Origin of the sequence: Candidatus Mycobacterium methanotrophicum, from assembly GCF_023515995.1 — a bacterium.
Lineage (GTDB): Bacteria > Actinomycetota > Actinomycetes > Mycobacteriales > Mycobacteriaceae > Mycobacterium > Mycobacterium methanotrophicum.
In genome coordinates, this window is sequence record NZ_CP097320.1 from 1,897,809 (window position 1) to 1,922,794 (window position 24,986).

Sequence of the window (24,986 nt, forward strand, 5' to 3'; positions counted from 1 at the left end):
GCGGGCTGGTGCTCAGTGAGATTCGCATCGAGGCGCTGGGCGCCATCACCGTCGCCACGGCCGAATTCGACCGAGGGCTAACGGTCCTCACGGGGGAGACCGGCACCGGTAAGACGATGGTGGTCACCGGTCTGCACCTGCTGGGCGGGGGCCGCGCCGACGCCAACCGCGTCCGCTCGGGAGCCGACCGGGCCGTGGTCGAAGGCCGCTTCAGCACTGCCGATCTCGACCAGAACGCCGCTGCGCAGATCGAGGAGATGCTGGACGCCTCGGGAGCCGAACGTGATGAGGACGGCAGCATCATCGCACTGCGCTCGGTCAGCCGCGACGGTCCTTCGCGCGCCTATCTTGGCGGGCGCAGTGTGCCCGCCAAGACGCTGAGCGGCTTCACCACTGAGCTGCTCACATTGCACGGACAAAACGACCAGCTGCGGCTGATGCGACCCGACGAGCAACGCGGCGCGCTCGACCGGTTCGCGGCCGTCGGCACCCGGCTGGAGCGTTATCGCAAACTGCGCGACGCGTGGCGGTCCGCGCGGCGCGACCTCGTCGACCGAAACAACCGGGCCCGCGAACTGGCTCAGGAGGCCGACCGGCTGAAATTCGCCCTGCATGAGATCGACGCCGTCGACGCCGCACCCGGTGAAGACGACGCGCTGATCGACGACATCCGTCGGCTCTCCGAACTCGACGCGCTGCGCGAGGCTGCCGCCGGCGCACGCGTCGCGCTGTCCGGGGCCGCGGAGGACACCGCTGCCGATCTGATCGGCCAGCCGGCGTCGGCGGCCGACAGCTTGGCCCGAGCGAAGGCGGCGCTGGAGTCGACCGAGGACGTCACGCTGCGTGGGCTGGCGGGCCAACTCGGCGACGCGCTCGCAGTGGTCGGCGAGGCCGCCCGCGAACTCGGCAACTACCTGAACGAATTACCTGCCGACGCGAGCACTTTGGACACTAAGTTGGCCCGGCAAGCCGAACTGCGCACGCTCACCCGCAAATACGCCGCCGATATCGACGGCGTGCTGGCGTGGGCCCGCGAATCGCGCGAGCGGCTGGCCCACTTGGACGTCTCCGAAGAGGCGCTGGCCGGCCTGCACCGTCGTGTCGACGAGCTGGCACACCAATTGGCCTCCGCGTCAACCGAACTCAGCAAGGCTCGCAGCCAAGCCGCGAAGCGACTGGCCAAGCAAGTCACGGCCGAGTTGTCGGGGCTGGCGATGTCCGATGCCGAATTCACCATCACCGTGACGACCATGCCGGCCGCTCTCGACGATCCCGCCACGCTGATACTGCCCTCAGGTGAGCGGGCCCACGCCGGCGGAGACGGTGTGGACCAGGTCGAGTTCGGCTTCACTGCGCATCGCAACACCACGGTGCTGCCGCTGTCGAAAAGCGCGTCCGGCGGCGAACTGTCGCGGGTGATGTTGGCACTGGAAGTGGTGCTCGCGGCGTCAATGGCCGGGACCACGATGGTTTTCGACGAGGTCGACGCCGGCGTGGGCGGCCGGGCGGCGGTGCAGATCGGGCGGCGACTGGCGCGGTTGGCCCGCAACCGCCAAGTCATCGTGGTCACACATCTGCCGCAGGTTGCTGCCTACGCCGACGTTCACCTCATGGTCGAGAGCACGGGGAGAAATGGCGCCAGCGGAGTCCGGCGCCTCGACGGCGACGACCGGGTTGCCGAGTTGGCCAGGATGCTGGCCGGACTCGGTGAGTCTGAGGCGGCGCGCGCCCATGCGCGGGAGCTGCTCGAGGCTGCAGACCGTGACCGGATTGCGGCCCAGTGAGGACATTCAGTTGTGTGGCAGATGTGACAAGATATAACTTCTGAGGCTGTTGTTACGGCGCGCCTCCCCGCTCGGGCTCACCTTCACCGACAGAATCGTCGTTCATGAGTGTGACCACGCGGATGACTGCGCTTCTGTCTCGTACCGGTGGCTCGCGGCCAGGTGTCGTCGGGACTGCCCGAGTCGACCGCGACATCGACCGACTGCTGCGCCGGGTATGCCCCGGCGACATTGTGGTGCTCGATGTGCTCGACCTCGACCGGATCACCGCCGACGCGCTCGTCGACGCCCACATCGCCGCCGTGGTCAACGCATCCCCGTCGGTGTCGGGCCGTTATCCCAACCTGGGCCCAGAAGTGCTGGTGGCCAACGGCGTAACGCTCATCGACGAGGCGGGACCCGAGGTCTTCAAGAAGATCAGGGACGGCGCCAAAGTCCGGTTGTTCAACGGCGGGGTGTACTCCGGCGACCGCCGGTTGATCCGGGGCACCGAGCGCACCGACTCCGAAATCGCCGAACTGATGCAAGAGGCCAAGACCGGACTGGTCGCCCACTTGGAGGCGTTCGCGGGCAACACGATCGAGTTCATCAGAAGTGAAAGCCCGCTGCTGATCGACGGAATCGGCATCCCCGACGTCGACGTTGACCTACGTCACCGTCATGTCGTGGTCGTCGCCGACGAGGACCACGCCGCCGACGACCTCAAGCGCCTCAAACCGTTCATCAAGGAGTACCAGCCTGTCCTTATCGGAGTCGGCACTGGTGCGGAGGTGTTGCGCAAGGCGGGTTATCGCCCGCAGCTCATCGTCGGCGATCCCAATCAGCTGAGCACCGAAGTGCTCAAGTGCGGCGCTCAGGTGGTGTTGCCCGCCGACGCCGACGGTCATGCGCCCGGCCTTGAGCGCATCCAGGATCTCGGTGTCGGCGCGATGACGTTCCCCGCCGCGGGTTCGCCCGCCGACCTGGCACTGCTACTGGCCGACCACCACGGCGCTGCCCTGCTGGTAACCGCCGGCCACAGCGCGAACATCGAGACGTTCTTCGACCGGTCGCGTCAACAAAGCAACCCATCGACCTTCCTCACCAGGCTGCGCGTGGGGGAGAAGGTGGTGGACGCCAAGGCGGTTGCCACCTTGTACCACAATCGAATTTCCGCCGGCGCGATCGCACTGCTGATCTTGACGATGTTGATCGCGGTCATCGTTGCGCTGTGGGTGTCGCGCACCGACACCCTGGTGCTGCACTGGGCCGTCGAGTACTGGGACCGGTTCTCCGTGTGGGTGCAACACTGGGTCCACTAGGGCAGGTATCGATGTGATATCACTACGCCAGCACGCGATTTCACTGGCCGCCGTATTCGTGGCATTGGCGGTCGGCGTCGTGCTGGGCTCGGGTTTACTGTCGAACGCCCTGGTGTCGGGGTTGCGTGACGAATCCAAAAATCTGCGCGGCCAGATCACCACGCTCAACGACCAGAAGAAGGCGTTGAATGAAAAGATCGGCGCCGCCGACGCTTTCGATACCCAGATGGCAGGCCGGATGGTGCATGATGCGCTGAACGGCAAGTCGGTGGTTATTTTTCGCGCCCCGGATGCCAACAATGATGACGTCGATGCGGTGTCGCGGATCATCGGACAAGCCGGCGGCGCGGTGACCGGCACCGTGTTGCTGACCCAGGAGTTTGTCGACGCCAACTCGGCGGAGAAGCTGCGGTCGGTCGTGAACTCGTCGATTCTGCCCGCCGGTGCCCAGCTGAGCACCAAACTCGTCGACCAAGGGTCGCAGGCGGGCGACCTGCTGGGCATCGCGCTGCTGATCAACCGGGACCCGGCCGTTCCGACCGTCGACGACGCGCAGCGCGAGACGGTGCTGGCGGCGCTGCGGGACACCGGCTTTATCGGCTACGGGAACCAGCACATCGGTGCGGCGAATGCGGCGGCGGTCATCACCGGCGGTGGCCTGGGTGACGATGCCGGAAATCAGGGCGTCAGCGTGGCCCGGTTCGCCGCTGCGCTCGCGCCGCACGGCTCGGGCGTGCTGCTGGCCGGGCGCGACGGCTCAGCGGGTGGAACAGCGACCGTCGCCGTGGCACGCGCCGACGCCTCGGTGGCGTCGACAATCAGCACGGTCGACGACGTGAACGCCGAGTCGGGGCGGATCACTTCGGTCCTGGGGATCGCGGACCTGGTCAACGGTGGCCGCACCGGTCAGTACGGCACCGGTCATGGCGCCACCGGCCTCACCGTCGCGCAGTAGCGGGCGATGCAGCCAGCCGTGCGCCGGGCGTGTCAGCAACGGGGCGGCGGCGCTGATGTTAGGGTAGGTTCCCGTGGGTCGGCAGGCCCCCAGCTCTGCGCGGTATTCACGGAGGTCGCTATCGTTACATTGCGCAAGCATCCGCAGACCGCCACCAAGCACCTCTTTGTCAGCGGTGGCGTCGTTTCGTCGCTGGGCAAGGGACTGACCGCCAGCAGCCTGGGGCAATTGCTGACCGCACGCGGGCTTCAGGTGACGATGCAAAAGCTCGACCCTTACCTCAACGTCGACCCCGGCACCATGAACCCCTTTCAGCACGGGGAGGTGTTCGTCACCGAGGACGGCGCCGAGACCGACCTGGACGTCGGCCACTACGAGCGCTTCCTGGACCGAGACCTCTCCGGTTCGGCGAATGTGACTACCGGACAAGTGTATTCGACGGTAATCGCCAAGGAACGCCGCGGCGAGTACCTCGGTGACACCGTCCAGGTGATCCCGCACATCACCGACGAGATCAAGAGCCGCATTCTGGCGATGGCCGAGCCGGACGCCGACGGCAACCGCCCCGATGTCGTCATCACCGAAATCGGCGGCACGGTAGGCGATATCGAGTCGCAGCCATTTCTCGAGGCGGCCCGGCAAGTTCGCCATGACCTCGGCCGGGAGAACGTCTTCTTCCTGCACGTGTCGCTGATCCCGTACCTGGCGCCGTCGGGCGAACTGAAAACCAAGCCGACCCAGCACTCGGTGGCAGCGCTGCGCAGCATCGGTATCACTCCAGATGCGCTGATCCTGCGGTGCGACCGTGATGTTCCCGAACCGCTGAAGAACAAGATCGCGCTGATGTGCGACGTCGACATCGACGGGGTGATCTCCACCCCGGACGCGCCCTCGATCTACGACATCCCAAAGGTGCTGCACCGCGAGGCGCTTGACGCCTATGTGGTGCGCCGGCTCAACCTGCCGTTCCGCGATGTCGACTGGACGGAGTGGGATGATCTGCTGCGCCGCGTGCACGATCCACAAGAAACCGTCCGAATCGCGTTAGTCGGCAAGTACGTTGACCTGTCAGATGCCTATCTATCGGTCGTCGAGGCGCTGCGGGCGGCAGGATTCAAACACCGGGCGAAGGTGGATATCCGCTGGGTCGGTTCCGACGACTGCGAAACGACAAGCGGTGCCGCTGCGTTGCTCGACGACGTCCACGGTGTGCTGATTCCTGGCGGGTTCGGCATCCGCGGCATCGAGGGCAAGATCGGTGCTATTCGATACGCACGGTCGCGGGGTCTGCCCGTGTTGGGCCTCTGCCTTGGCCTGCAGTGCATTGTGATCGAGGCGGCCCGTTGCGTCGGCCTGACGCAGGCCAATTCCGCGGAGTTCGATCCGGCGACCCCGGACCCGGTGATCGCCACCATGGCCGATCAGAAGGACATCGTGGCCGGCGAGGCCGATCTTGGCGGCACTATGCGGCTGGGATCCTATCCCGCGGTGCTCGATGCGGGTTCCATTGTGGCCCAGGCATATCAATCAACGCATGTGTCCGAGCGGCATCGGCATCGCTACGAGGTCAACAATGCCTACCGGGATCGGATCGCCGAAAGCGGCCTAAGGTTTTCCGGGACGTCTCCCGACGGCCACCTGGTGGAGTTCGTGGAATACCCGCCAGCGATGCATTCGTTCATCGTTGGTACCCAAGCCCATCCCGAGTTGAAGAGTCGGCCGACTCGTCCGCACCCGTTGTTCGTCGGCTTCGTTGGGGCCGCCATGGACTACAAGGCGGCCGAGCGCCTTCCGGTGGAGATACCCGAGCAGCCGTCGAATGGAAGCGAACAACACGACGGGGCAGACCAGGCGCTGTCCGAGCCCGAACCAGTTGCCCGTGGCTGAACATATCTTCGAGACGACGTCGTCCGAAACCCTGCACACTGGAAAGATTTTCGCGCTGCGTCGCGACCTTGTCCGGATGCCCGGCGGGAAGCTCGTCAGCCGGGAGGTCGTCGAGCATTACGGAGCGGTGGCTGTCGTCGCGCTGGACGATGAAGGCCGCATGCCGATGGTCTACCAGTACCGCCATCCCTTCGGCCGACGACTATGGGAGTTGCCCGCCGGACTGCTCGACGTCTACGGCGAAGCCCCGCATCTGACCGCCGCCCGGGAACTGCGCGAGGAGGCCGGCCTGCAGGCACAGACGTGGCAGCTACTGGTCGATTTGGACTCCACACCCGGTTTCAGCGACGAATCCGTGCGGGTTTATCTGGCAACTGGTTTGACGCGGGTAGATCGGCCCGAGGCGCACGACGAAGAAGCCGACATGACCGTGCAGTGGTATCCCGTCACCGAGGCGGTCCGCCGGGTGTTCAGCGGCGATATCGTCAATTCCCTTGCTGTAGCGGGGATTTTGGCCGCAAACGCAGTAAGGGAAGGTGTCGCGCAACCGCGGCCGGTGGACACGCCGTGGGCGGACAAGTCGACGGCGTTCGCCGCGCGGCAGGCGACAGGATCGAGCTAAGTGACCACGCTGGCGGCGCCGCTGGAGACCCAGCTACAGGGCTACCTCGATCATCTGACGATCGAACGAGGCGTGGCGGCCAATACCTTGATCTCCTATCGCCGCGACCTGCGCCGCTACTTCGAGCACCTCACGCTGCGGGGCATCGACAACCTGGCCAATGTCAGCGAGGATGATGTCAGCGAATTCCTGGTGGCACTGCGGCGCGGCGATCCGGATTCCGGGGTTGTTCCGCTATCGGCGGTGTCGGCGGCCCGGACGCTGATCGCGGTACGCGGCCTGCACCGGTTCGCCGTCGCCGAGGGTTTGGCCGAACTCGATGTGGCGCAGGCCGTCAAGCCACCCACACCGGGGCGGCGGCTGCCGAAAAGCCTGAGCCTCGACCAGGTGCTCGCGCTGCTGGCCGGCGCCGGCGGCGACAGCCCGTCCGACGGTCCGTTGACGTTGCGCAACCGCGCGCTGCTCGAACTGCTCTATTCCACCGGCGCCCGAATTTCGGAAGCGGTCGGGCTCGACGTCGACGACGTCGACACGCACGCCAGGTCGGTGCTGCTGCGCGGCAAAGGCGGCAAGCAGCGGCTGGTCCCGATCGGACGACCTGCGGTGCACGCACTCGACGCCTATGTGGTGCGCGGACGTTCAGAGTTGGCGCGTCGTGGGCGCGGGACGCCAGCCATCTTCCTCAATGCGCGCGGCGGCCGGTTGTCCCGGCAAAGCGCGTGGCAGGTGCTCCAGGATGCCGCCGAGCGGGCCGGGATCACCGCCGGGGTGTCCCCGCACACGCTGCGGCATTCGTTTGCCACCCACCTGCTGGATGGCGGCGCTGACGTGCGTGTCGTCCAGGAGCTGCTGGGACACGCGTCGGTGACCACGACGCAGATCTACACGATGGTCACCGTGCATGCACTGCGCGAGGTCTGGGCCGAAGCGCATCCGCGCGCGCACTAAGCGCATGAGCGCGGGCGTGCGCGTCTGTACGTCGACACGCCGCAAACGCCGTCATTCTGCGCACCCTCGCGCCTCAAGCGCCGCGGCCGCTATCCTAAATACTCCGACTCCAGCACCAGATCCGAGATCAAGCTCTGGTACTCCACGTGCGCCTTGTGCTCGGTGGTGCTCCATTTCTTGCCCTGCTGCTGACGCATGTACTCGCGGTACTTCGGCGCGCCCGGCACCTTGACGTTGTCGGCGACCACGATCGACCCGGGATGCAGCCAGCCCCGGTCGAGAATGCTCTGCAGGTCGACGAGATAGGCGTCCTTGTCGTGGTCGAGAAATAGGAAGTCGAGTGCCCCAGCGGTGAAGCCATGCTCGCGGGCCAGCACGTCCAGCGTGTGCCCGCTGTCGCCGATCGTGCCGACCACACACGTCACACGATCGGCGACGCCGGCATGCGCCCAAATCTCGCGGGCGTTGACGGCGTTGGCTTCGGCAAGCTCGACGGAGTACACCTTGGCGACCGGGGCGGCCCGAGCGATGCGCAGTGCGCCGTAACCGCAATAGGTGCCCAGCTCGAGCGCGAGTTTCGGGTCGGCGCGCCGAACCGCGGCGTCGAGCAGCGCGCCCTTCTCGTCGCCGACGTTGATCAGCATCGACTTCTCGTAGGCGAATCGGTCGATGGTCGCCAGGACGTCGTCGATGTCGCCCGCGCGAGCGTGCTTGAGCACGTATTCGACGGCGGCGGCTTCCCGTCCATCGCCAATTTGGCCCGTCACGGTGATGTTGCGGGATCCGGTCGCCATGCGCCACACCGACCACCGCAAAAACGGAATGCGCTGCTTCAGTCTCATAGTCGCCAGGCTAGCGGGCCAAGGATGCGCCAAGGGAGCCTGCGCCGTCCAAATTGGCTGGTTACGTTGTTGCGGGTCTGCCGGCGCGGGCGCGTATACCAGTTAGACTCTCCTGCGATGTCCGTCATTTCCTTAACGCCGCGCAGACCGGGTCGGTCTGCGCCGGGCCGTGGCGCTCGTGTCTGACGTCGCCGACAGCGGCACCGAAGTCGGCCTGACCGGACGTCCACCACGGGCGATCCCCGAACCTAAGCCGCGCACGTCACACGGCCCGGCCAAGGTCGTCGCGATGTGCAATCAGAAAGGCGGCGTCGGCAAAACCACGTCGACGATCAATCTTGGCGCCGCACTCGCAGAGTGTGGCCGCCGCGTGCTGCTCGTCGACCTGGATCCGCAGGGCGCGCTGTCCGCGGGCCTGGGTGTGCCGCACTACGAGCTGGAGCACACCATCCACGACTTGCTGATTGAGCCGCGGCTGTCGATCGACGACGTGCTGATGAACACCCGCGTCAAACACATGGACTTAGTCCCCAGCAATATCGATCTGTCGGCCGCCGAGATCCAGCTGGTCAACGAAGTCGGCCGGGAGCAGACGCTGGCCCGCGCCTTGCACCCGGTGCTGGACCGCTACGACTACGTGCTGATCGACTGCCAGCCGTCGCTGGGTCTGCTCACCGTCAACGGTCTGGCCTGCTCCGACGGGGTCATCATCCCGACCGAGTGCGAATATTTCTCGCTGCGCGGTCTGGCCCTGCTCACCGACACTGTAGAAAAGGTGCGCGACCGGCTCAACCCGAAGCTGGAGATCAGCGGCATCGTGGTCACTCGCTACGATCCGCGAACCGTGAACTCCCGCGAGGTCATGGCCCGTGTCCTGGAGCGCTTCGGCGACTTGGTGTTCGACACGGTCATCACCCGCACTGTCCGCTTCCCGGAGACCAGCGTCGCGGGCGAACCGATCACCACGTGGGCGCCGAGGTCGGGCGGCGCAGCCGCCTACCGCTCGTTGGCTCGCGAGGTGATCGACCGGTTCGGCGCGTGAGAGGCGGCGTCAGCGCCGAGGCATCTCCCCAGAACGGCTTCCAGGTCCGGCTGACCAATTTCGAGGGCCCGTTCGACCTGCTGCTGCAGCTGATTTTCGCCCACCGGCTCGACGTCACCGAGGTGGCGTTGCATCAGGTCACCGATGAATTCATCGCCTACACTCGCGCGATCGGTCGTGAGCTAGAGCTCGAGGAGACCACCGCGTTTCTGGTCGTCGCGGCGACGCTGCTCGATCTCAAGACCGCCCGGCTGCTGCCGTCCGGGCAGGTCACCGACGAGGAGGACGTGGCGCTGCTGGAGGTCCGCGACCTGCTGTTCGCGCGGCTGCTGCAATACCGCGCGTTCAAGCACGTCGCGCAGATGTTTGCCGAGCTGGAGGCCGCCGCGCTGCGCAGCTATCCGCGCGCGGTGTCGCTGGAAGACCGTTACTCCGACCTGTTGCCCGAGGTGATGCTCGGAGTCGACGCCGAGCGGTTCGCCCAGATCGCCGCGATCGCATTCACGCCGCGGCCAGCGCCGACCGTGGCCACCGATCATCTGCACGAGCTGATGGTGTCGGTCCCCGAACAGGCCGAACAGCTGCTGTCGCTGCTGGAAAAACGCGGGGCCGGCCAATGGGCGTCGTTCTCGGATTTGGTCGCCGGCTGCGGGGCGCCGATCGAGATCGTCGGTCGCTTCCTGGCGCTGCTCGAACTGTATCGGTCGCGGGCGGTAGCATTCGACCAGTCAGAACCGCTTGGTGTGCTCCAGGTTTCGTGGACCGGAGAACGGCCGACCAACGAAGCGTTGGTTAGGGCAGAGGCGCTCGAAGCTCAAGAATTGCGAGACCAATACTCATGACCGACCCGTCGCCCGATCCGGACTTGGGCATCCGCGCCGGCGACGATGCAGAGCGCAGCGATGCGGAGGAGCGGCGCCTTTTCGACGTCGCGACAGCGCGCGAGCTCGACGACGACGACGACGAACTGGGCGCGGTGCTCGAGGCACTGCTGCTGGTGGTGGAGGCCCCGGTGACGGTCGAGGCGCTGGCCGCGGCTACCGAGCAGCCGGCCTATCGGGTCGCCGCCAAGCTGCGGGTGATGGCGGATACCCTGACCGAACGCGACAGCGGCATCGACCTACGGGAGGCAGGCGGCGGATGGCGGATGTACACCCGCGCCCGGTTCGCGCCCTACGTCGAGCGGCTGCTGCTGGACGGGTCACGCTCAAAGCTCACCCGAGCCGCGCTGGAGACGCTGGCCGTAGTGGCCTACCGCCAGCCGGTGACCCGAGCGCGGGTAAGCGCGGTGCGCGGCGTCAACGTCGACGCGGTCATGCGCACACTGCTGGCGCGCGGGCTGATCACCGAAGCAGGCACCGACTCCGACACCGGCGCAATGACGTTCGCCACCACCGAGCTGTTCTTGGAACGGCTCGGGTTGTCGTCGCTGACCGACCTTCCCGACATCGCGCCGCTGCTTCCCGATGTCGATATGATCGAGGACCTGAGCCAATCCCTGGATTCTGAGCCACGTTTCGTCAAGCTCTCCGGCGGCGCGGTGTCTGACGATCAGCCGTCGTCGTTCGACGTGGACCGGGAATGATGGTCGAGGCGGACGACTCGGAAGGGGTGCGCCTGCAGAAAGTTCTGTCGCAGGCCGGAATTGCGTCGCGACGGGTCGCCGAGAAGATGATCATCGACGGTCGCGTCGAGGTCGACGGACAACTGGTGACCGAGCTGGGCACGCGCGTTAATCCCGATGCGTCGGTGATCCGCGTCGACGGGGCGCGGGTCATTCTGGACGACTCGCTGGTGTATCTGGCGCTGAACAAACCGCGCGGCATGCACTCGACGATGTCGGACGACCGCGGTCGACCGTGCATCGGCGATCTGGTCGAGCACCGAGTTCGCGGTAATCGCAAGCTCTTTCACGTCGGACGGTTGGACGCCGACACCGAGGGACTGATCCTGCTGACCAACGACGGTGAGCTCGCGCATCGCCTCATGCATCCCTCCTACGAAGTGCCCAAGACGTATGTGGCGACGGTCGACGGGTCGGTGCCGCGAGGCCTTGGTAAAAAGCTGCGGGCCGGAATCGAGTTGGACGACGGGCCCGCGATGGTCGATGATTTCGCCGTGGTCGACTCCATCCCCGGTAAGACGCTGGTGCGAGTCACGCTGCACGAGGGACGTAAACGCATTGTGCGCCGGCTGCTGGCGGCCGCCGGGTTCCAGGTGCACGCGTTGGTGCGTACCGACATCGGCACCGTGTCCCTGGGTGAGCAGCGTCCGGGTAGTATCCGGGCTTTGCGCGGCAACGAGATCGGCGGTCTCTACAAAGCGGTTGGCCTGTGAGCGAAGTCTCCAACATCATAGTCGCCGTCGATGGACCGGCTGGCACCGGGAAGTCATCGGTATCAAGGGGACTGGCGCGCGCACTGCGTGCCTGTTACCTGGACACCGGTGCCATGTATCGCATCGTCACGCTGGCGGTGCTGCGCGCCGGGATTGACCCGGCCGATCACGCGGCAGTCGGTTCGACTGCCGCGACCGTCAAGTTGTCGGTGGGTTTCGACCCGAATGAAGATCGCAGTTGCCTTGACGGAGAGGACGTCTCAACGGAGATCCGCGGCGCCGAGGTCACCCGGGCGGTGTCCGCGGTGTCGTCGGTTCCCGCCGTACGTACCCGACTCGTCGAAATGCAACGCACCCTGGCTGAGGGCCCGGGCAGCGTCGTGGTAGAAGGCCGCGACATCGGAACGGTGGTGTTGCCCGCAGCCGACGTCAAGGTCTTCCTCACGGCCTCGTCCGAGACCCGGGCGCGGCGGCGCAACGATCAAAATGTCGCCGCCGGGTTGCCCGACGACTACGAGGGAGTGCTGGCCGATGTCCGCCGCCGCGATCACCTGGACTCGACGCGACCGGTGTCGCCGCTGCGGGCCGCTTCGGATGCCGTGGTCGTCGATACCGGCGCCATGACCGAATCCGAGGTAATCGCTCATCTGTTGGGGTTGGTCCGTCTGCGAAGCGCGGCCACCCGATGAGCCGCGCCGACGGCGATGATGCCGGCGAGGCCTGGATCGAGGAGTGGCGCAAATGACCGACGACGGAACCTGGGCCGACGAAAGTGACTGGGAATCAGTTGAGTTCACTGCGCACTTAGAAGACGAGCCCGCGGGGCCGCCGCCGGTGGTGGCGGTGGTGGGCCGACCGAATGTCGGCAAGTCGACGCTGGTCAACCGGATCCTCGGCCGGCGCGAGGCGGTGGTGCAGGACGTCCCCGGTGTGACCCGCGACCGGGTCTCCTACGACGCCCTGTGGACCGGGCGCCGGTTCACCGTGCAGGACACCGGGGGATGGGAACCCGACGCCAAGGGGCTGCAGCAGCTGGTGGCCGAGCAGGCGGCCGTGGCGATGCGCACCGCCGACGCGGTGATCCTGGTGGTCGACGCGGTGGTCGGCGCGACCGCCGGCGACGAGGCCGCCGCTCGTATCCTGCGTCGGTCGGGCAAGCCAGTGTTTCTGGCCGCCAACAAGGTTGACAGCGAGAAGAACGAATCAGACGCGGCTGCGCTGTGGTCTTTGGGACTCGGTGAGCCATATGCGGTCAGCGCGATGCACGGTCGCGGTGTGGCCGATCTGTTGGACGCGCTAGTCGGTGCCCTGCCGGAGGTGGCCGAGGCGCCGTCGACCGAGGGCGGGCCGAGGCGGGTCGCGTTGGTCGGCAAGCCGAACGTTGGAAAGAGCTCACTGCTGAACCGGCTGGCCGGCGATCAGCGCTCGGTGGTCCACGAAGTCGCCGGAACCACAGTCGATCCGGTGGACTCGCTGATCGAAATGGATGGCAAGGTCTGGCGTTTCGTCGACACCGCTGGACTCCGCCGCAAGGTCGGACAGGCCAGCGGGCACGAGTACTACGCTTCAGTGCGAACCCACGGCGCAATCGATGCTGCCGAAGTCGTCGTCGTGCTGATCGACGGCTCGGTACCGCTGACCGAACAGGACCTGCGGGTGCTGTCGATGGTGATCGAAGCCGGACGGGCGCTGGTGCTGGCGTTCAACAAGTGGGACCTGGTCGACGAAGACCGGCGCTACCAGCTGGACAACGAGATCGACCGCCAACTGGTGCAGGTGCGTTGGGCGCAGCGGGTCAACATCTCCGCGAAAACCGGTCGGGCCGTGCAGAAGCTGGTACCGGCCTTGGAAAGTGCGTTGGAGTCGTGGGATACCCGGATCGGCACAGGCCGGCTCAACAACTGGATCAAGGAGGTGGTCGCCGCGACACCGCCCCCGGTACGCGGCGGCAAGCAGCCGCGGATCCTGTTCGCCACCCAGGCCACCGCCCGCCCACCGACGTTCGTGCTTTTCACCAGCGGCTTTTTGGAGGCGGGTTACCGGCGCTACCTGGAACGACGGCTGCGTGAGACGTTCGGCTTTGAGGGCAGCCCGATCCGGATCAACGTGCGGGTACGCGAGAAGCGGAAAGCCAAGCGGTGAATGCGGCGCCGAAACGGCGCCCTGCACGGCCTGCTCGAGCGGGGAGGCCGGCGCGACCGTGCAGCTGTTCGAGCAGTGGGGTGAGACTGACCGGTCGCACCGTAAGCTCGCGCACCGCGCGCTCTGCCATGAATGCACGCTGCCCCGCGGTCGGCTCGGACAAGTGGGTGTGGTTGCGCACGCGCGGCCGAGGCAGCCCCACACTGTCGGCGCGCACCATCGACATGAAGTCCGACAGCATCGTGCGCAGCTCGCCGACTCCGCGACGCGGGCCCCTGACAACGGCGTTGACAATGTTTTTGCGTCGGCCTGGCGACCGCGCGGCGGCAGGAAGGTCGGATGCGGGCGTGCCGCCGTTCCGGCCTACGCCTGAGATCGGCACGTTGTGCGCTTGACCTTCAGGCCATTCGAGCCGCCGCTGGCGATGCCCGTCGGTCAGGCGGGCAGCGGCGCGCGGCGGTGACCGAACCGGATGCCGGGGGAGTTGGCGACGTAAACGGCGCCGTCCGCCGTGATGCGGGTGTCGTATACCGGGACGAACACGCCTTGGGCGTCGAGGCATCGGCCGTCGAGCAGGCTGAACGCTTGCTTCTTCAGCGGCGACTGCACCACGGGGCAGCCGTCGCGGTCGCCGACGATGCCGCGCGAGAGCACCGCGGCACGGCCGATCGGGTCGATGTTGCCGATGGCCCGGACGCTGTTGTCCGTCAACAGAAACAGTGCGACCTGGGCACCGTTCGGCAGCAGCACCGCCACGCCACGCAACGGCTGCAGGCTAGACAGCGCGCAGGCGGCGGTCCAGTCGCCTCGCCAACGGCGTGTGTCGAATGCATCGGTCATCGAGAAACTCCTGCCGGATTGGCGTATCTGCTGGATGGAACGGCGGGGGTTCCGATCAGGACGGGGACTTTGCGGCCGTTCTTCTCGGTGAACTCGACGGTGGGGTCGGGTGCGCCGGGCGCGTTGACGAACGACACGAACCGGGCCAGTTTGTCGGGGTCGTCGAGGACGGCCTTCCATTCGCAGGAGTAGCCGGCGACGTGTCGCTCCATCGCGGCCTCGAAATCCGCGGCCAGGCCCAGTGAGTCATCGATGATGACCTCACGCAAGTGGTCCAGGCCGCCGTCCAGGCCCTCGATCCACGGCGCGGTCCGTTGCAACCGGTCCGCGGTGCGGATGTAGTAGATGAGGAAGCGGTCGATGTAGTGCACGAGAGTTTCGTCATCTAGGTCGGAGGCGAGCAGCTGGGCATGCTTGGGGGTCATGCCGCCGTTGCCGCCCAGGTACAGATTCCAGCCGGATTCGGTGGCGATCACGCCGACGTCTTTTCCGCGGGCTTCCGCGCACTCGCGGGCGCAGCCCGAGACGCCCATCTTGATCTTGTGCGGCGCCCGCAGGCCACGGTAGCGCAGCTCCAGGTCGATGGCCATCTGCACGGAATCCTGCTGGCCGTAGCGGCACCAGTCGGTGCCGACGCAGCTCTTGACGGTTCGTAGCGCCTTGCCGTAGGCATGACCGGACTCCATGCCGCCCTCGACGAGCCTCGCCCAGATCTGCGGCAGCTGGTCGACGGTGGCGCCGAACATATCGATGCGCTGCCCGCCGGTGATTTTGGTGTAGAGGCCGAAATCCCGGGCGATCTCGCCGATCAGGATCAATTGCTCGGCGGTGATGTCGCCGCCGGGCACGCGCGGCACCACCGAGTAGGTGCCGTTGCGCTGAAGGTTGGCCAGGAAGTGGTCGTTGGTGTCCTGCAGCGAGGCCTGTTCTCCGTCGAGGATGTGGTCGGAGCTGGTGGACGCGAGGATGGAGGCCACCGCCGGTTTGCAGATATCGCAGCCGGCGCCGGCGCCGTACCGCTCGATCAGGCCGGAGAAGGTGCGGATACCGCTCGCGTGGACGATTTCGAACAACTCGGCCCGCGACTGGCAGAAGTGCTCGCACAATGCCTTCGAGACTTCGACGCCTTCGGCTGCCAGGAGCTGCGACAGCAGGGGCAGGCAGGAGCCGCACGACGTCCCGGCTTTGGTGCAGCTTTTGAGGTCTGCGACAGTGCGCGAACCGTCGGCGACGGCCGCGCGCAGCGCGCCCTTGGAAACGTCGTTGCAGGAGCAGATCTGGGCGTCGTCGGGCAGCGCGGCCACGCCGATCCCGGGTCTGTCGCCCGAACCGGCAGGCGCGATCAGGGCGACGGGGTCGCCGGGCAGCCGCGAGCCGACCAGCGGCCGCAGTGTGCCGTAGCTGGATGCATCCCCGACCATGATGCCGCCGAGCAGGGTCTGGGCGTCGTCGGAGAGCACCAGCTTGGAATAGGTCCCACCGATCGGATCGGACACTACGACCGCCAGCGCACCCGGCGTGGTGGCCATCGCGTCGCCGAAGCTGGCGACGTCGACGCCGAGCAGCTTCAGTTTGGTCGACAGGTCGGCGCCCGGGAACTCGGCATCACCGCCGAGGAGGTGGCTGGCCACCACTTCGGCGCTGGTGTAGCCGGGACCGACCAGGCCGTAGCAGCGGCCTTGGATCGCGGCGACCTCCCCGATGGCATAGACGGCGGGATCGCTGGTAGCGCAGGTCAGGTCGCACATCACGCCGCCCCGCTCACCGATGTCGAGGCCGGCCTCGCGAGCGAGCTCGTCGCGCGGGCGGACCCCGGCCGAGAACACCAGCAGCGCCGCCTCGATCACCTCGTCGTTGCTGAGTGTTACCCGAAGGCCATCGCCCTCGGCATCGGCAAGCTGTTCGATGGCGGACGTACCAGCGCCGATGGTGACGTCGATACCGAGTCCACGCACCAAGCGCATGAGGTGCTCGCCGCCGGCCTCGTCGACCTGTAGCGGCATCAGCCGCGGCGCGAACTCGACGATGTGCGGTCGCATCCCCAAGAGTCGCAGCGCGTTAGCGGCCTCCAGGCCGAGCAGTCCGCCGCCGACCACGATGCCGACGGCCTCGGGGTCGCGGGCCACCGCGGCTTCGGCATCCGCACGGATCGCATCCAGATCGTCCAGCGTCCTATACACATAGCAGCCGTCGGAGTCACTGCCCGGCACCGGCGGAACGAACGGGTACGAGCCGGTGGCCAACACCAGGGCGTCGTAGTCGACGGCCGAGCCGTCGGCAACGGTCACCCGCTTGGCATCCCGGTCGATACCCGTGACCGTAGTACTCAGGCGCAGGTCGACCAGAGCATCGCCAGCGTAGTCGTTGCCGGTGAGCGCGAGCAGCGACCGGTCCCAGGCACCCACGTACGACGACAAGCCGACGCGGTCGTAGGCGGCGTCGGCCTCCTCGGCGAGGACCACGATCCGCCAGGCGCCGTCGGTGTCCCGCGTCCGCAGCGCATCGACGAATCGGTGTCCGACCATGCCGTGCCCGATGACCACGACCGTGCGTACGCGCATCCTTTCGCTCCTCTCGCCGAGGTCTTTCGATCGATGGTACGGGGCCCGCCCCGGTATTGCGTCGGCGTCGCACACGGTTGCCGCCCGGTCACGCCTTTCTCACTCCTCCCCGAGCCGGCGTGTGAGGGTCGCGGGAAAACCGGGAAAACCGGGAAAACCGGGAAAACTAGGCCAGGCGCTCGACGAGGGCTCTATCCGCCGCGCCGGGCGGGATCAGCGCGAGACCACGCCGCCCGGCGAGGGCTGCCAGATGTGATGTCTCGCGGCGTGCGTTTGACGAGCCGCGGCCTCATACAACTCGATACGGTCACGCAGCGCGATTTCACGCAGACGGCCCAAACGCACACCGGATTTGACGAACTCCCCGCTCATCGTCATCAATACCTCGATGATGTCCATCTGGGTGTTGAGCTGGCCGCGCAGACGCATCACCTCGGCCCCGAGCTCCGTCGTCCAGCCGTCCCACAACGTCGACGACTGCGACGGCCACGACAGCGCCAGAATCTCGGGCGCATACGGGCTAGCGGGAAACGAGATCTTCCCAAAACTCACGCGCCCCAGCCCTTCCCGTTTACGGCGCCAACCGCTGGCACAACACCGTCATCTCGTCAGATGTGCGTCGGCCGCGGCCCGCCGTCGATGTACGTCGGCACGCGCGCCAGCACTGCTGATCCACTGACTCGAGCCGTCTGCGGCTGCACTGCGCCCGTCAACGCTGGGATCTACTGACGTTTCCGTGGGTGGCTTTCGAGGCCCGGACAGGCTTGTTCTCTGGGCCGCGCCAGTGGCCAGGGCAGGTCTGTGACCTGCCCTTTCGCCTGCCGGGAGGGCGCATAGAGGCTCGCGGGTCAAGGGTGGCCAAAGGCCATCGCGAAGCGACGCGCAGCGCCCTTGACGCGTGAGGGGTGCGTCCGTAGCAGGCGCGGCCCAGATCCGCGTTCACCCAACCGAACCCGTGACCAGCGCTCCGTCGGGCACCCACGGAAACAGCAGAAGAGCCCAACGCTGGCCGCATACTTCCACGTCACGTGCGGCAAGCCGGTGCGCTGTTTGTGCAGCCATTCACGCAGCAGCCCGGTCTCCACGGCGGTGCCGCCGGCCGCAAGACGCCCCGCCCCCCGCAGCGCCACCAGCTCCGCGTCACCCCCGCCATTCGGCTGTGTCACGCCCACACCAGCGACCTGGCCCCCGCGGTCCAAGATGATGGCCCCAACCGGAGGATCGGGGTAGGTGCCGCTCTTGACCAGGTCGTCTTCTCGGCTGCCAGTTGCATGGCCACGTCGTAACTCATGGCACCCGCAGTGCTCATCGGCCGGCGTTTCCGGACATGGGAGCGAGCCTATTCGCCGCAACGAGAGGTTGGTGAGCACCCTCGGCGCTCGACCTCGACCGCGCCGCGGCGGCGCTCCGAGTGCATACCGATGAGCAGCCTGCCAAGCGACTATCTCTGCCACGTTCACCGGGCCTTCTACTTCTTACGGTGACCTAACAGCGCGCCTACTGTGACAGCAGGTCGCTGACGAGTTCTAGTGCCCGCGAGGCTATCTCGACGCCTGGAAAGAGTCGCCCGACGATCGCCCGCACCTCCGCGCGCGACGTGATCCCAAGGTGCCTCAGCAGGACCTGCACGTCCTTGCCGTCGCGGACGGCGCGCGCGGCAAGAATTTTCATCGCCAGCAGATGCTGCGGGGGAGCGGCCGCGACCTGAAGGTGCGGATGATCGAACACGAGGCTGCCCTCCCCGGGGGTCCGGGACACGTAGCTCGCGGCCTGATTGTTCAGCCAGGTTGTCGGCCAGCCACGGTCGGCAGCGACTTCACGAATTGCTGCCAGCATCGGGCCGTCCGGCGAGAATAGTGCATCGTAGCGTTGGCGAGTGAGTATTACAGAGTTCGTGTCCGGTGTGGACCGGCTCCCGAGCCGGTGTCCCGAAGTCACGTCTGTCCGTTGCGATCTCGAGAGCTGCCGTAGCGAGTCGCGAGCGGTCCAGATTCGGAGAGACGGCGGCAGCGGCGGCGGCCGTGATCGCGCCGAGGGCCAAACGGATCGCCCCGACCATCAGCCACGTGGGGGTGGATAAGGGCTACACCGGTCAGGCCGTGACCATCGCAGCTGCCAAGGCGGGTGTCACCGTGGACGTGGTGTCCGGCCCGAAACCCGGCCACGGATTCCTCGTCCGCCCCCGACGGTGGGCCGATCCCGGCCGGGCCTGGTGCCACCAAAACCAAGAGTCACAGACAACGCTGGCAGCATCGCCATAAAGTGATACGTAAGCTTTGCTGCCGCGGTCCCAGCGCTCATATACAGAGTGGACTTCGAGGTTAGTACTGCAGCCGGTGCACCCAGTGGTCAGGAGGTGATTGTTTAGGTCATGAGCTGATCAAAAAAAGCTCGTCGCCGCCTGCCGGTGTGAGTCCGGTCCGGGTAGCTGTCAGACATCCCAGGAGCTTAAATGTCAAGCGGCGGTTTGTTGATCTTGATTGTGGGACGGCCAGGCGGTGGCTTCGTCGTAGAGCGTGCGGGTCTTGAGGCAGCCGTGCAGGATTCCGACGAGCCGGTTGGCGAGCTGGCGCAGCGCGGGGTTGTGGCCGAGGCCGCGGGCGCGTTGCTTGTCGTAGTAGGCGCGTGCGCCGGGCGAGGCGCGCAGCGCGGAGAACGCCTGCGTCATCAGCGCGTCGATGAGCCTGTCCTGATGCACGAACCGCGCGAGCACGACCTTCTTCTTGCCGGAGGCGCGGGTGATCGGGCTGGTTCCGGCGTAGTTCTTGCGGGCCTTCGCGTCGGCGTACCGTGCTGGGTCGTCGCCGAATTCGGCGAGCACCCGGGCGCCGAGGATCGGTCCCAGGCCGGGCTGCGACAGGATGATCTCAGCGTCCGGGTGCCGGTGAAAATGCTCCTCCACCTGCTCTTGCAGGATCGCGATCTGCTCGTTGAGGGTGGTGAGCACGGCCACGATCGAGCGGGTGGCAGCCGCGTACGCGGTGGTGATCACCGGGTCGCGGCCGAGCTGCTCGCCGCGCAGCGCGTCCTGGATCCGGCTGGTCTTGGTGTCGATGTCGCGGCGACCGGCGCGTTTGAGCGCGGCCCGGATCTGGCTGCGGTTCAGCTTCGCCGCCGACGCGGGGTCGGGGGCTCTGCCGAGCAGTTCCAGCGCATCGGCCGCGTCGAGATCGTCGAAGGCTTCCAGCGCGGCGGGGAAGTACTCGCGCAGCGCGTGCCGCAGCCGCTGGGTGTGGCGGGTGCGGTCCCAGATCATCGTCTTGTGCGAGCGGGCAACAACTTTCACCGCCTCGGCTGCCGCGCTGTCGCCGGCCACCGGGCGCAGCTGGTGCGAGTCGGTGCGGACCATGTCGGCCAGCGTGTGTGCGTCCGCCGGGTCGCTCTTGGCGCCGGAGACGCTGTGCCGCTCCCGGTACCGGGCCACCGACAGCGGGTTCACCGCGTACACGGTGTATCCGGCCGCGATCAGCGCGGCCACCCACGGGCCCCGGTCGGTCTCGATTCCGATCGCCACCTCGGCCATGTCGGCGTCGGCGCCCAGCTCGGCGCCGATCATCGCGTGCAACCGCGCGATCCCGGCCGCGCCCTCGGGCAGCCGCGCCCTGGCCAGCCTGCGTCCCGCCGAGTCCATCAGTTCGACGTCGTGATGATCTTCCGCCCAATCGTCGCCCACGTACAGCAATTTCGCCACTCCTCGCTCCTGTCTGCAGTTGTCCGGGTTACAGCCGGCAGCGTGCGGGAGAGCTCTCGGCGACCTAATGAAGCAGTGCTCACGCCACGCGGGCGGGCACGACATCCCATCAGCGATCCCTTCTCCCGGGCGAACCGGTGGGGGCGACGATCTGACATCAGGACTCGAAATCCAGGAGGCATCAGTGCTCACCCACCGGCCGCTACCGATAGCAAGTCTGCCCGAAGGCCGCACCCGCTAATACTCATTAGGAGGCCCGGTAGCAGGCTGGCGGCTCGGTCTGGAAACGGGTCGGGTCGAAGCCCAGCGTCGAAAGCCCCGTTGGGGGAAGCAACTGAGCGGTCCGTAACGCGAGTGAAGCCTGCCGCGTCGTTAGACATTGAGGGAGAGCCGAGCCGGGCGGTTCACGGTGAAGGCCATGGAAGCGGTGAAGACCCTGGAAGTGCAGCCGCGAGGGACTCCCCGGCGTAAGAGGGCGCGGAATGTTCAGGCGGTGACGGCGGGAACTGGGGAGGCCCTCCCCGGCCGAAACGCACTGCGAATTGCGTGGAATAGCTTGTCCTATAACCGGTGTGGAGCCGGGAAGTGGATCGGGCGCCGGGTGGGAGTCGGAGGCGGTCGTAGTACCGATCGAGCCGCAGGACAACATAACCTGCGGTAAGGGAAGGGCCGCTGCTTCGTTCACGCGTTGTGTCTGGAAGGAGGTGCCCGGTGAGTGCCGATCTGGCTAGTCCCGCCGCGTCGGGGTCCGTGTTGGACCCGGTTCGAGCTTTGCAGCACACGCTTTACCGGTCGGCCAAGGCCGATCCGGGACGACGGTTTCATGCGTTGCAGGACAAGGTCTATCGCAGAGACGTCCTGTGGCGGGCATGGGTCGCGGTGCCCGCGAGCAGTGCCTGCGCGTCGGCCAGAGCGCCGATGGTGGCCGGGTGCCCGGTCGCGGTGACGAATCGACGGCAGGCCTCGATCTTGGGTCCCATCGATCCGGCCGGAAATGCCATGTCGCCCAGATCATCTGGATCCAGAGTCGTCAGTGGTGTGGCCTCCGGTGTGCCGTGGTGCTCCATGACCGCGGACACGTCGGTGAGCACCAGCAAGCGCTGAGCTCCCACCGCAATGCCCAGCAACGACGCGACATAATCCTTGTCCACGACCGCGTCGACACCGCTCAGCTGGCCGGCGATGTTCTCGGTCACCGCCGCGCCCCCACCGCCGCCGCAGATCACCACCGAACCGGCGTCCAGCAGCCTGGTGATGGAATCCTGCTCGACGATTCGGAGCGGTTCGGGTGAGGCCACCACACGCCGCCACCGGCCATTGTCGACGGCGACGGTCCAGCCATGTTGGCCAGCACGCTCTTCGGCTCGGTCCCGTGCGTAGCCGGGTCCGACGAACTTGGTCGGGGCGGCAAACGCCGGGTCAGCGGCATCGACCAGCGTCTGCGTAATCAGTCCGAGGACCGGCTTTTTGACCCCGGCGTTGCGCAGTGCCTGGGCCAGCCAGTAGCCGATCATGCCCTGGGTCTGCGCGACGAGGTCATCGAGCGGGTAGGGGCGGGTCAGGGCGTGGTCGGTTTCGCTCTCCAGCGAGAGCATGCCGACCTGCGGTCCGTTGCCGTGACAGATCACCGCATCGTGTTGCGCCGCCAACGGCGCAATCGCCCCGGCGGCCGTCCGCAGGTGCGCCAACTGGATGGCGGCATCGGGCTTGTCCCCGCGCGCCAGCAGTGCGTTACCCCCCAGGGCGATCACGATCCGCATCGACACCACGGGTCACGCACCGAACGCCCGGGTCATCACGGCTTTGATGGTGTGCAGGCGATCCTCGGCCTGGTCGAACAGCAATTGAGGCGGGCGACTCGAAGAGCTTGTCGGTGACTTCGGCGCCGTCAAACGGGAACTGGTCACACACGCGGCGGTTCCGGCTGGTTGTCCTAGCAGTGTCAACTGCTGATCGATGTCTTTGCCTGGCGGAGCGTCGACTACTTCTTTTCCGGGTCCCAGGGTCGCAGTGAACTTGCCGGTTGCGTCCGTGGTTTACGGACCCGAGGTCCTCGATCATGGAGAGGACCGGCCGCGACGTGGCGGGCAGCGACTCCCCGGTCAGCGCGGACTGATCGACCTCGATCTCGTCGCCGTCGAGCAGCCGGATGTCGGCCGGGACGATGTCACCCAGGCGCGGCCGGATCACATCACCGGGCACCCGCTCCCGGGCCGGCGCAGTGACCGAAGCGCCGGCCCGGATGGCGCGGGCGTTCATTGCCAGCTTGGCTTTGAGGGCATCAACGGCGTTGCCGGCCTGTCGTTCGGAGGTGCAGCCGACCACACCGTTGGCCACCAGCAACAGCAGGATGATGAAGAAATCCGGCCAGTGCCTGAGCCCGCCGGACAAGATGACGGTGACCTCGATCATCCACGGGATCGGGCCCCAAAAACAGCCGAGGAACTTGAACAGCGGGCTGGTCTTGTGTTCCGCGATCTCGTTGGGCCCGTACTGCGTCAACCGCTTCGCAGCCTCAGCCTGACTCAACCCGGCCGGTGAGTAGTCCAGCTCCTCTTCCAGCTCGGGCATGGGCGCCGATTTCACGTCGCGGCCCGGTTCGGGTGGGCCCGCCGAGTGGCGCGGCGTGTCAGTGGTCATGGCGTCCGGTCTCGCCCCAAACGGGATTCGGCGGGTTGGTCCCAGGGTGTAGCCTGGGAGGTGCTGGGAATCTCAGCTGGTTTGGGATGGGTTCGGCTGTCCGCCGCAGAACTTTGAGGAGCGTTGGCTCCGAGGCCCGTACGCGCCGGTGATCGTCTGCAGATCAGGATCACCATGACTGTCCCACAGAGTTTTTCCACTCGATTCGCCCCCTTACCGCGCCTGCGAACAACGACGGTTGGCTATGGCGTGGCCGCGGGCACCCCCCAGCACGGCTCGCCGACGGGTGCACGGCGATGAACGCGCTGGGCGTCGTCGTCGTTGTTGTGATCGTCCTGTCACTGCTGGTGCTGGTGCTGGCGGTGCGGATCGTCAAGCAATACGAGAACGGCGTGCTGTTCCGGCTGGGCCGGGTGGTCGGAGAACGCCAACCCGGGTTGCGGCTGATCATTCCGTTCATCGATGTGCTGCACCGGATTTCGCTGCGGATCGTGACGATGCCGATCCAGTCCCAGGGGATCATCACCCGCGACAACGTCAGCGTCGACGTCTCGGCGGTGGCCTACTTCAAGGTCGTCGACGCGGTGAAGTCGGTGGTGGCGATCGAGAACATCTACGCCGCGATCGATCAGATCGCCCAAACCACGTTGCGCAAGGTGGTCGGCCAGCACAGTCTGGACGAGACGCTCTCGGAGACCGACAAGATCAACCTCGACATCCGCGCGATCCTCGACGGCATCACCATCGAATGGGGTGTGCAGGTCACCCTGGTGGAGCTCAAAGACATCCAACTGCCCGACAGCATGAAGCGGGCGATGGCCCGCCAAGCCGAAGCGGAGCGGGAGAAGCGCGCGAAAATCATTGCCGCCGAAGGTGAATCGCTGGCCGCTGCCGCCTTGGGCGACGCCTCGGACACCATGATGGGCCACCCGCTGGCGCTGCAGTTACGCAATCTGCAGACCCTGGTCGAGCTCGGCGTCGACAAAAACAGCACCGTCGTGTTCCCGGCACCGTTGATGTCGACCATCGCCGAACTCGGAAACTTCCTGGCCCAGGAAAGCCGCGCAGCAGTCCGACCAGAGCCACAGCCACCGATTCCCGTCCCGGCAGCGGTGCCCAACGGAACCCCCGCCGCGGAAAGCCGGCCGTGATCGCCGCGCTGATCGTCATGTCGTGGATCGGGTGGAGTTACTGGCTGATCTGCCGCGACATGCGATCCCCCCGGGTGAGGACGCCGGTTGCCGCGCCGGATCAGCGCGGACCCCGCGCGGCTGCGGTGCGTGGCCTTGAGGACGAACCCGATCAGTGGCCCGCCGCCCGCGGCTCCTGGACCGCACTGGACGAGCGCCAGCTCGTCCGGCTGCTCACCGACTCCGCGCCATGACACCGACAAG

General features: G+C 66.7%; 22 protein-coding genes and 2 pseudogenes. 15 read left to right on the plus strand and 9 right to left on the minus strand.

The window, feature by feature from the left end; genetic code table 11:
• Window positions 1-8: 8 nt before the first annotated feature.
• The 6 genes from recN (at window position 9) to xerD (ending at window position 7,497) form a co-directional block, all read left to right on the plus strand.
• On the plus strand, window positions 9-1,784 hold the full coding sequence (recN, locus tag M5I08_RS10130; RefSeq protein ID WP_219069534.1) for a DNA repair protein RecN: 1,776 nt from the start codon (window positions 9-11) through the stop codon (window positions 1,782-1,784).
• A 104-nt stretch (window positions 1,785-1,888) separates the two neighbouring features.
• Window positions 1,889-3,085 carry a putative cytokinetic ring protein SteA gene (steA, locus tag M5I08_RS10135; protein ID WP_219069532.1) on the plus strand — a complete coding sequence of 399 codons (1,197 nt, stop codon included), beginning with the start codon at window positions 1,889-1,891 and terminating at the stop codon, window positions 3,083-3,085.
• Between the two features lie 13 nt (window positions 3,086-3,098).
• Complete coding sequence (locus M5I08_RS10140) at window positions 3,099-4,040, plus strand: copper transporter (RefSeq protein ID WP_219069530.1); 942 nt, start codon at window positions 3,099-3,101, stop codon at window positions 4,038-4,040.
• Window positions 4,041-4,169: 129 nt separating this feature from the next.
• Complete coding sequence (pyrG, locus tag M5I08_RS10145) at window positions 4,170-5,927, plus strand: CTP synthase (protein ID WP_219069528.1); 1,758 nt, start codon at window positions 4,170-4,172, stop codon at window positions 5,925-5,927.
• Window positions 5,920-6,549, plus strand: coding sequence for an NUDIX domain-containing protein (locus tag M5I08_RS10150; protein ID WP_219069526.1), 630 nt, complete (start codon window positions 5,920-5,922; stop codon window positions 6,547-6,549). Before pyrG ends, M5I08_RS10150 begins: the two co-directional genes overlap by 8 nt.
• Window positions 6,550-7,497 carry a site-specific tyrosine recombinase XerD gene (xerD, locus tag M5I08_RS10155; RefSeq protein ID WP_219069524.1) on the plus strand — a complete coding sequence of 316 codons (948 nt, stop codon included), beginning with the start codon at window positions 6,550-6,552 and terminating at the stop codon, window positions 7,495-7,497.
• A gap of 89 nt (window positions 7,498-7,586) precedes the next feature.
• Here xerD and M5I08_RS10160 read toward each other — a convergent pair whose 3' ends face one another.
• On the minus strand, window positions 7,587-8,339 hold the full coding sequence (locus M5I08_RS10160; protein WP_219069522.1) for an O-methyltransferase: 753 nt from the start codon (window positions 8,337-8,339) through the stop codon (window positions 7,587-7,589).
• A 178-nt stretch (window positions 8,340-8,517) separates the two neighbouring features.
• Between M5I08_RS10160 and M5I08_RS10165 the strand changes: the two genes are divergently transcribed.
• From M5I08_RS10165 to der, 6 genes are read left to right on the plus strand one after another with little or no spacing between them, the layout of a single operon-like run.
• Window positions 8,518-9,381, plus strand: a complete 864-nt coding sequence (locus tag M5I08_RS10165) for a ParA family protein (RefSeq protein WP_219069520.1) — start codon at window positions 8,518-8,520, stop codon at window positions 9,379-9,381.
• Window positions 9,378-10,223, plus strand: a complete 846-nt coding sequence (locus M5I08_RS10170) for a segregation/condensation protein A (RefSeq protein WP_219069518.1) — start codon at window positions 9,378-9,380, stop codon at window positions 10,221-10,223. The genes M5I08_RS10165 and M5I08_RS10170 overlap by 4 nt, the downstream gene beginning before the upstream one ends.
• The gene (scpB, locus tag M5I08_RS10175) at window positions 10,220-10,966 is read left to right on the plus strand and encodes an SMC-Scp complex subunit ScpB (protein ID WP_219069516.1); all 747 of its coding nucleotides are present in this window, start codon (window positions 10,220-10,222) and stop codon (window positions 10,964-10,966) included. Before M5I08_RS10170 ends, scpB begins: the two co-directional genes overlap by 4 nt.
• Window positions 10,966-11,718 carry a pseudouridine synthase gene (locus M5I08_RS10180; protein WP_370328632.1) on the plus strand — a complete coding sequence of 251 codons (753 nt, stop codon included), beginning with the start codon at window positions 10,966-10,968 and terminating at the stop codon, window positions 11,716-11,718. Before scpB ends, M5I08_RS10180 begins: the two co-directional genes overlap by 1 nt.
• On the plus strand, window positions 11,715-12,407 hold the full coding sequence (gene cmk, locus M5I08_RS10185) for a (d)CMP kinase (protein WP_219069512.1): 693 nt from the start codon (window positions 11,715-11,717) through the stop codon (window positions 12,405-12,407). Before M5I08_RS10180 ends, cmk begins: the two co-directional genes overlap by 4 nt.
• A gap of 52 nt (window positions 12,408-12,459) precedes the next feature.
• Complete coding sequence (gene der, locus M5I08_RS10190) at window positions 12,460-13,860, plus strand: ribosome biogenesis GTPase Der (RefSeq protein ID WP_219069510.1); 1,401 nt, start codon at window positions 12,460-12,462, stop codon at window positions 13,858-13,860.
• A gap of 435 nt (window positions 13,861-14,295) precedes the next feature.
• Here the strand turns inward: der and nirD are convergent, their stop codons facing one another.
• From nirD to M5I08_RS10220, 5 genes and pseudogenes are all read right to left on the minus strand, one after another.
• Window positions 14,296-14,700, minus strand: coding sequence for a nitrite reductase small subunit NirD (nirD, locus tag M5I08_RS10195; protein ID WP_219069508.1), 405 nt, complete (start codon window positions 14,698-14,700; stop codon window positions 14,296-14,298).
• Window positions 14,697-17,261 carry a nitrite reductase large subunit NirB gene (nirB, locus tag M5I08_RS10200; RefSeq protein ID WP_249763232.1) on the minus strand — a complete coding sequence of 855 codons (2,565 nt, stop codon included), beginning with the start codon at window positions 17,259-17,261 and terminating at the stop codon, window positions 14,697-14,699. Before nirB ends, nirD begins: the two co-directional genes overlap by 4 nt.
• Before the next feature lie 213 nt (window positions 17,262-17,474).
• A complete protein-coding gene (locus M5I08_RS10205) occupies window positions 17,475-17,813 on the minus strand; it encodes a hypothetical protein (RefSeq protein ID WP_219070860.1) in 339 nt (112 codons plus the stop codon).
• Between the two features lie 63 nt (window positions 17,814-17,876).
• Window positions 17,877-17,978 (minus strand): annotated as a pseudogene (locus M5I08_RS27275) (dihydrofolate reductase family protein); the annotation flags it as partial.
• 780 nt (window positions 17,979-18,758) lie between these two features.
• A pseudogene (locus M5I08_RS10220) lies at window positions 18,759-19,154 on the minus strand (hypothetical protein); the annotation flags it as partial.
• Between the two features lie 128 nt (window positions 19,155-19,282).
• On the opposite strand from M5I08_RS10220, the gene M5I08_RS10225 reads away from it, so the two are divergent.
• Complete coding sequence (locus M5I08_RS10225) at window positions 19,283-19,522, plus strand: hypothetical protein (protein WP_219070862.1); 240 nt, start codon at window positions 19,283-19,285, stop codon at window positions 19,520-19,522.
• 194 nt (window positions 19,523-19,716) lie between these two features.
• On the opposite strand, the gene M5I08_RS10230 is transcribed toward M5I08_RS10225, so the two are convergent.
• From M5I08_RS10230 to M5I08_RS10240, 3 genes are all read right to left on the minus strand, one after another.
• Complete coding sequence (locus M5I08_RS10230; RefSeq protein ID WP_249763285.1) at window positions 19,717-20,943, minus strand: IS110 family RNA-guided transposase; 1,227 nt, start codon at window positions 20,941-20,943, stop codon at window positions 19,717-19,719.
• Between the two features lie 851 nt (window positions 20,944-21,794).
• Window positions 21,795-22,712 (minus strand): carbamate kinase, encoded by a 918-nt coding sequence (locus tag M5I08_RS10235; RefSeq protein WP_249763233.1) that lies wholly within the window; start codon window positions 22,710-22,712, stop codon window positions 21,795-21,797.
• The gene (locus M5I08_RS10240; RefSeq protein ID WP_249763234.1) at window positions 22,684-23,592 is read right to left on the minus strand and encodes a cation-transporting P-type ATPase; all 909 of its coding nucleotides are present in this window, start codon (window positions 23,590-23,592) and stop codon (window positions 22,684-22,686) included. The genes M5I08_RS10235 and M5I08_RS10240 overlap by 29 nt, the downstream gene beginning before the upstream one ends.
• 296 nt (window positions 23,593-23,888) lie before the next feature.
• On the opposite strand from M5I08_RS10240, the gene M5I08_RS10245 reads away from it, so the two are divergent.
• Together M5I08_RS10245 and M5I08_RS10250 are read left to right on the plus strand one after the other, a co-directional pair.
• Window positions 23,889-24,743, plus strand: coding sequence for a slipin family protein (locus M5I08_RS10245; RefSeq protein WP_249763235.1), 855 nt, complete (start codon window positions 23,889-23,891; stop codon window positions 24,741-24,743).
• On the plus strand, window positions 24,740-24,976 hold the full coding sequence (locus M5I08_RS10250) for a hypothetical protein (RefSeq protein ID WP_219070096.1): 237 nt from the start codon (window positions 24,740-24,742) through the stop codon (window positions 24,974-24,976). The genes M5I08_RS10245 and M5I08_RS10250 overlap by 4 nt, the downstream gene beginning before the upstream one ends.
• Window positions 24,977-24,986 lie beyond the last annotated feature (10 nt).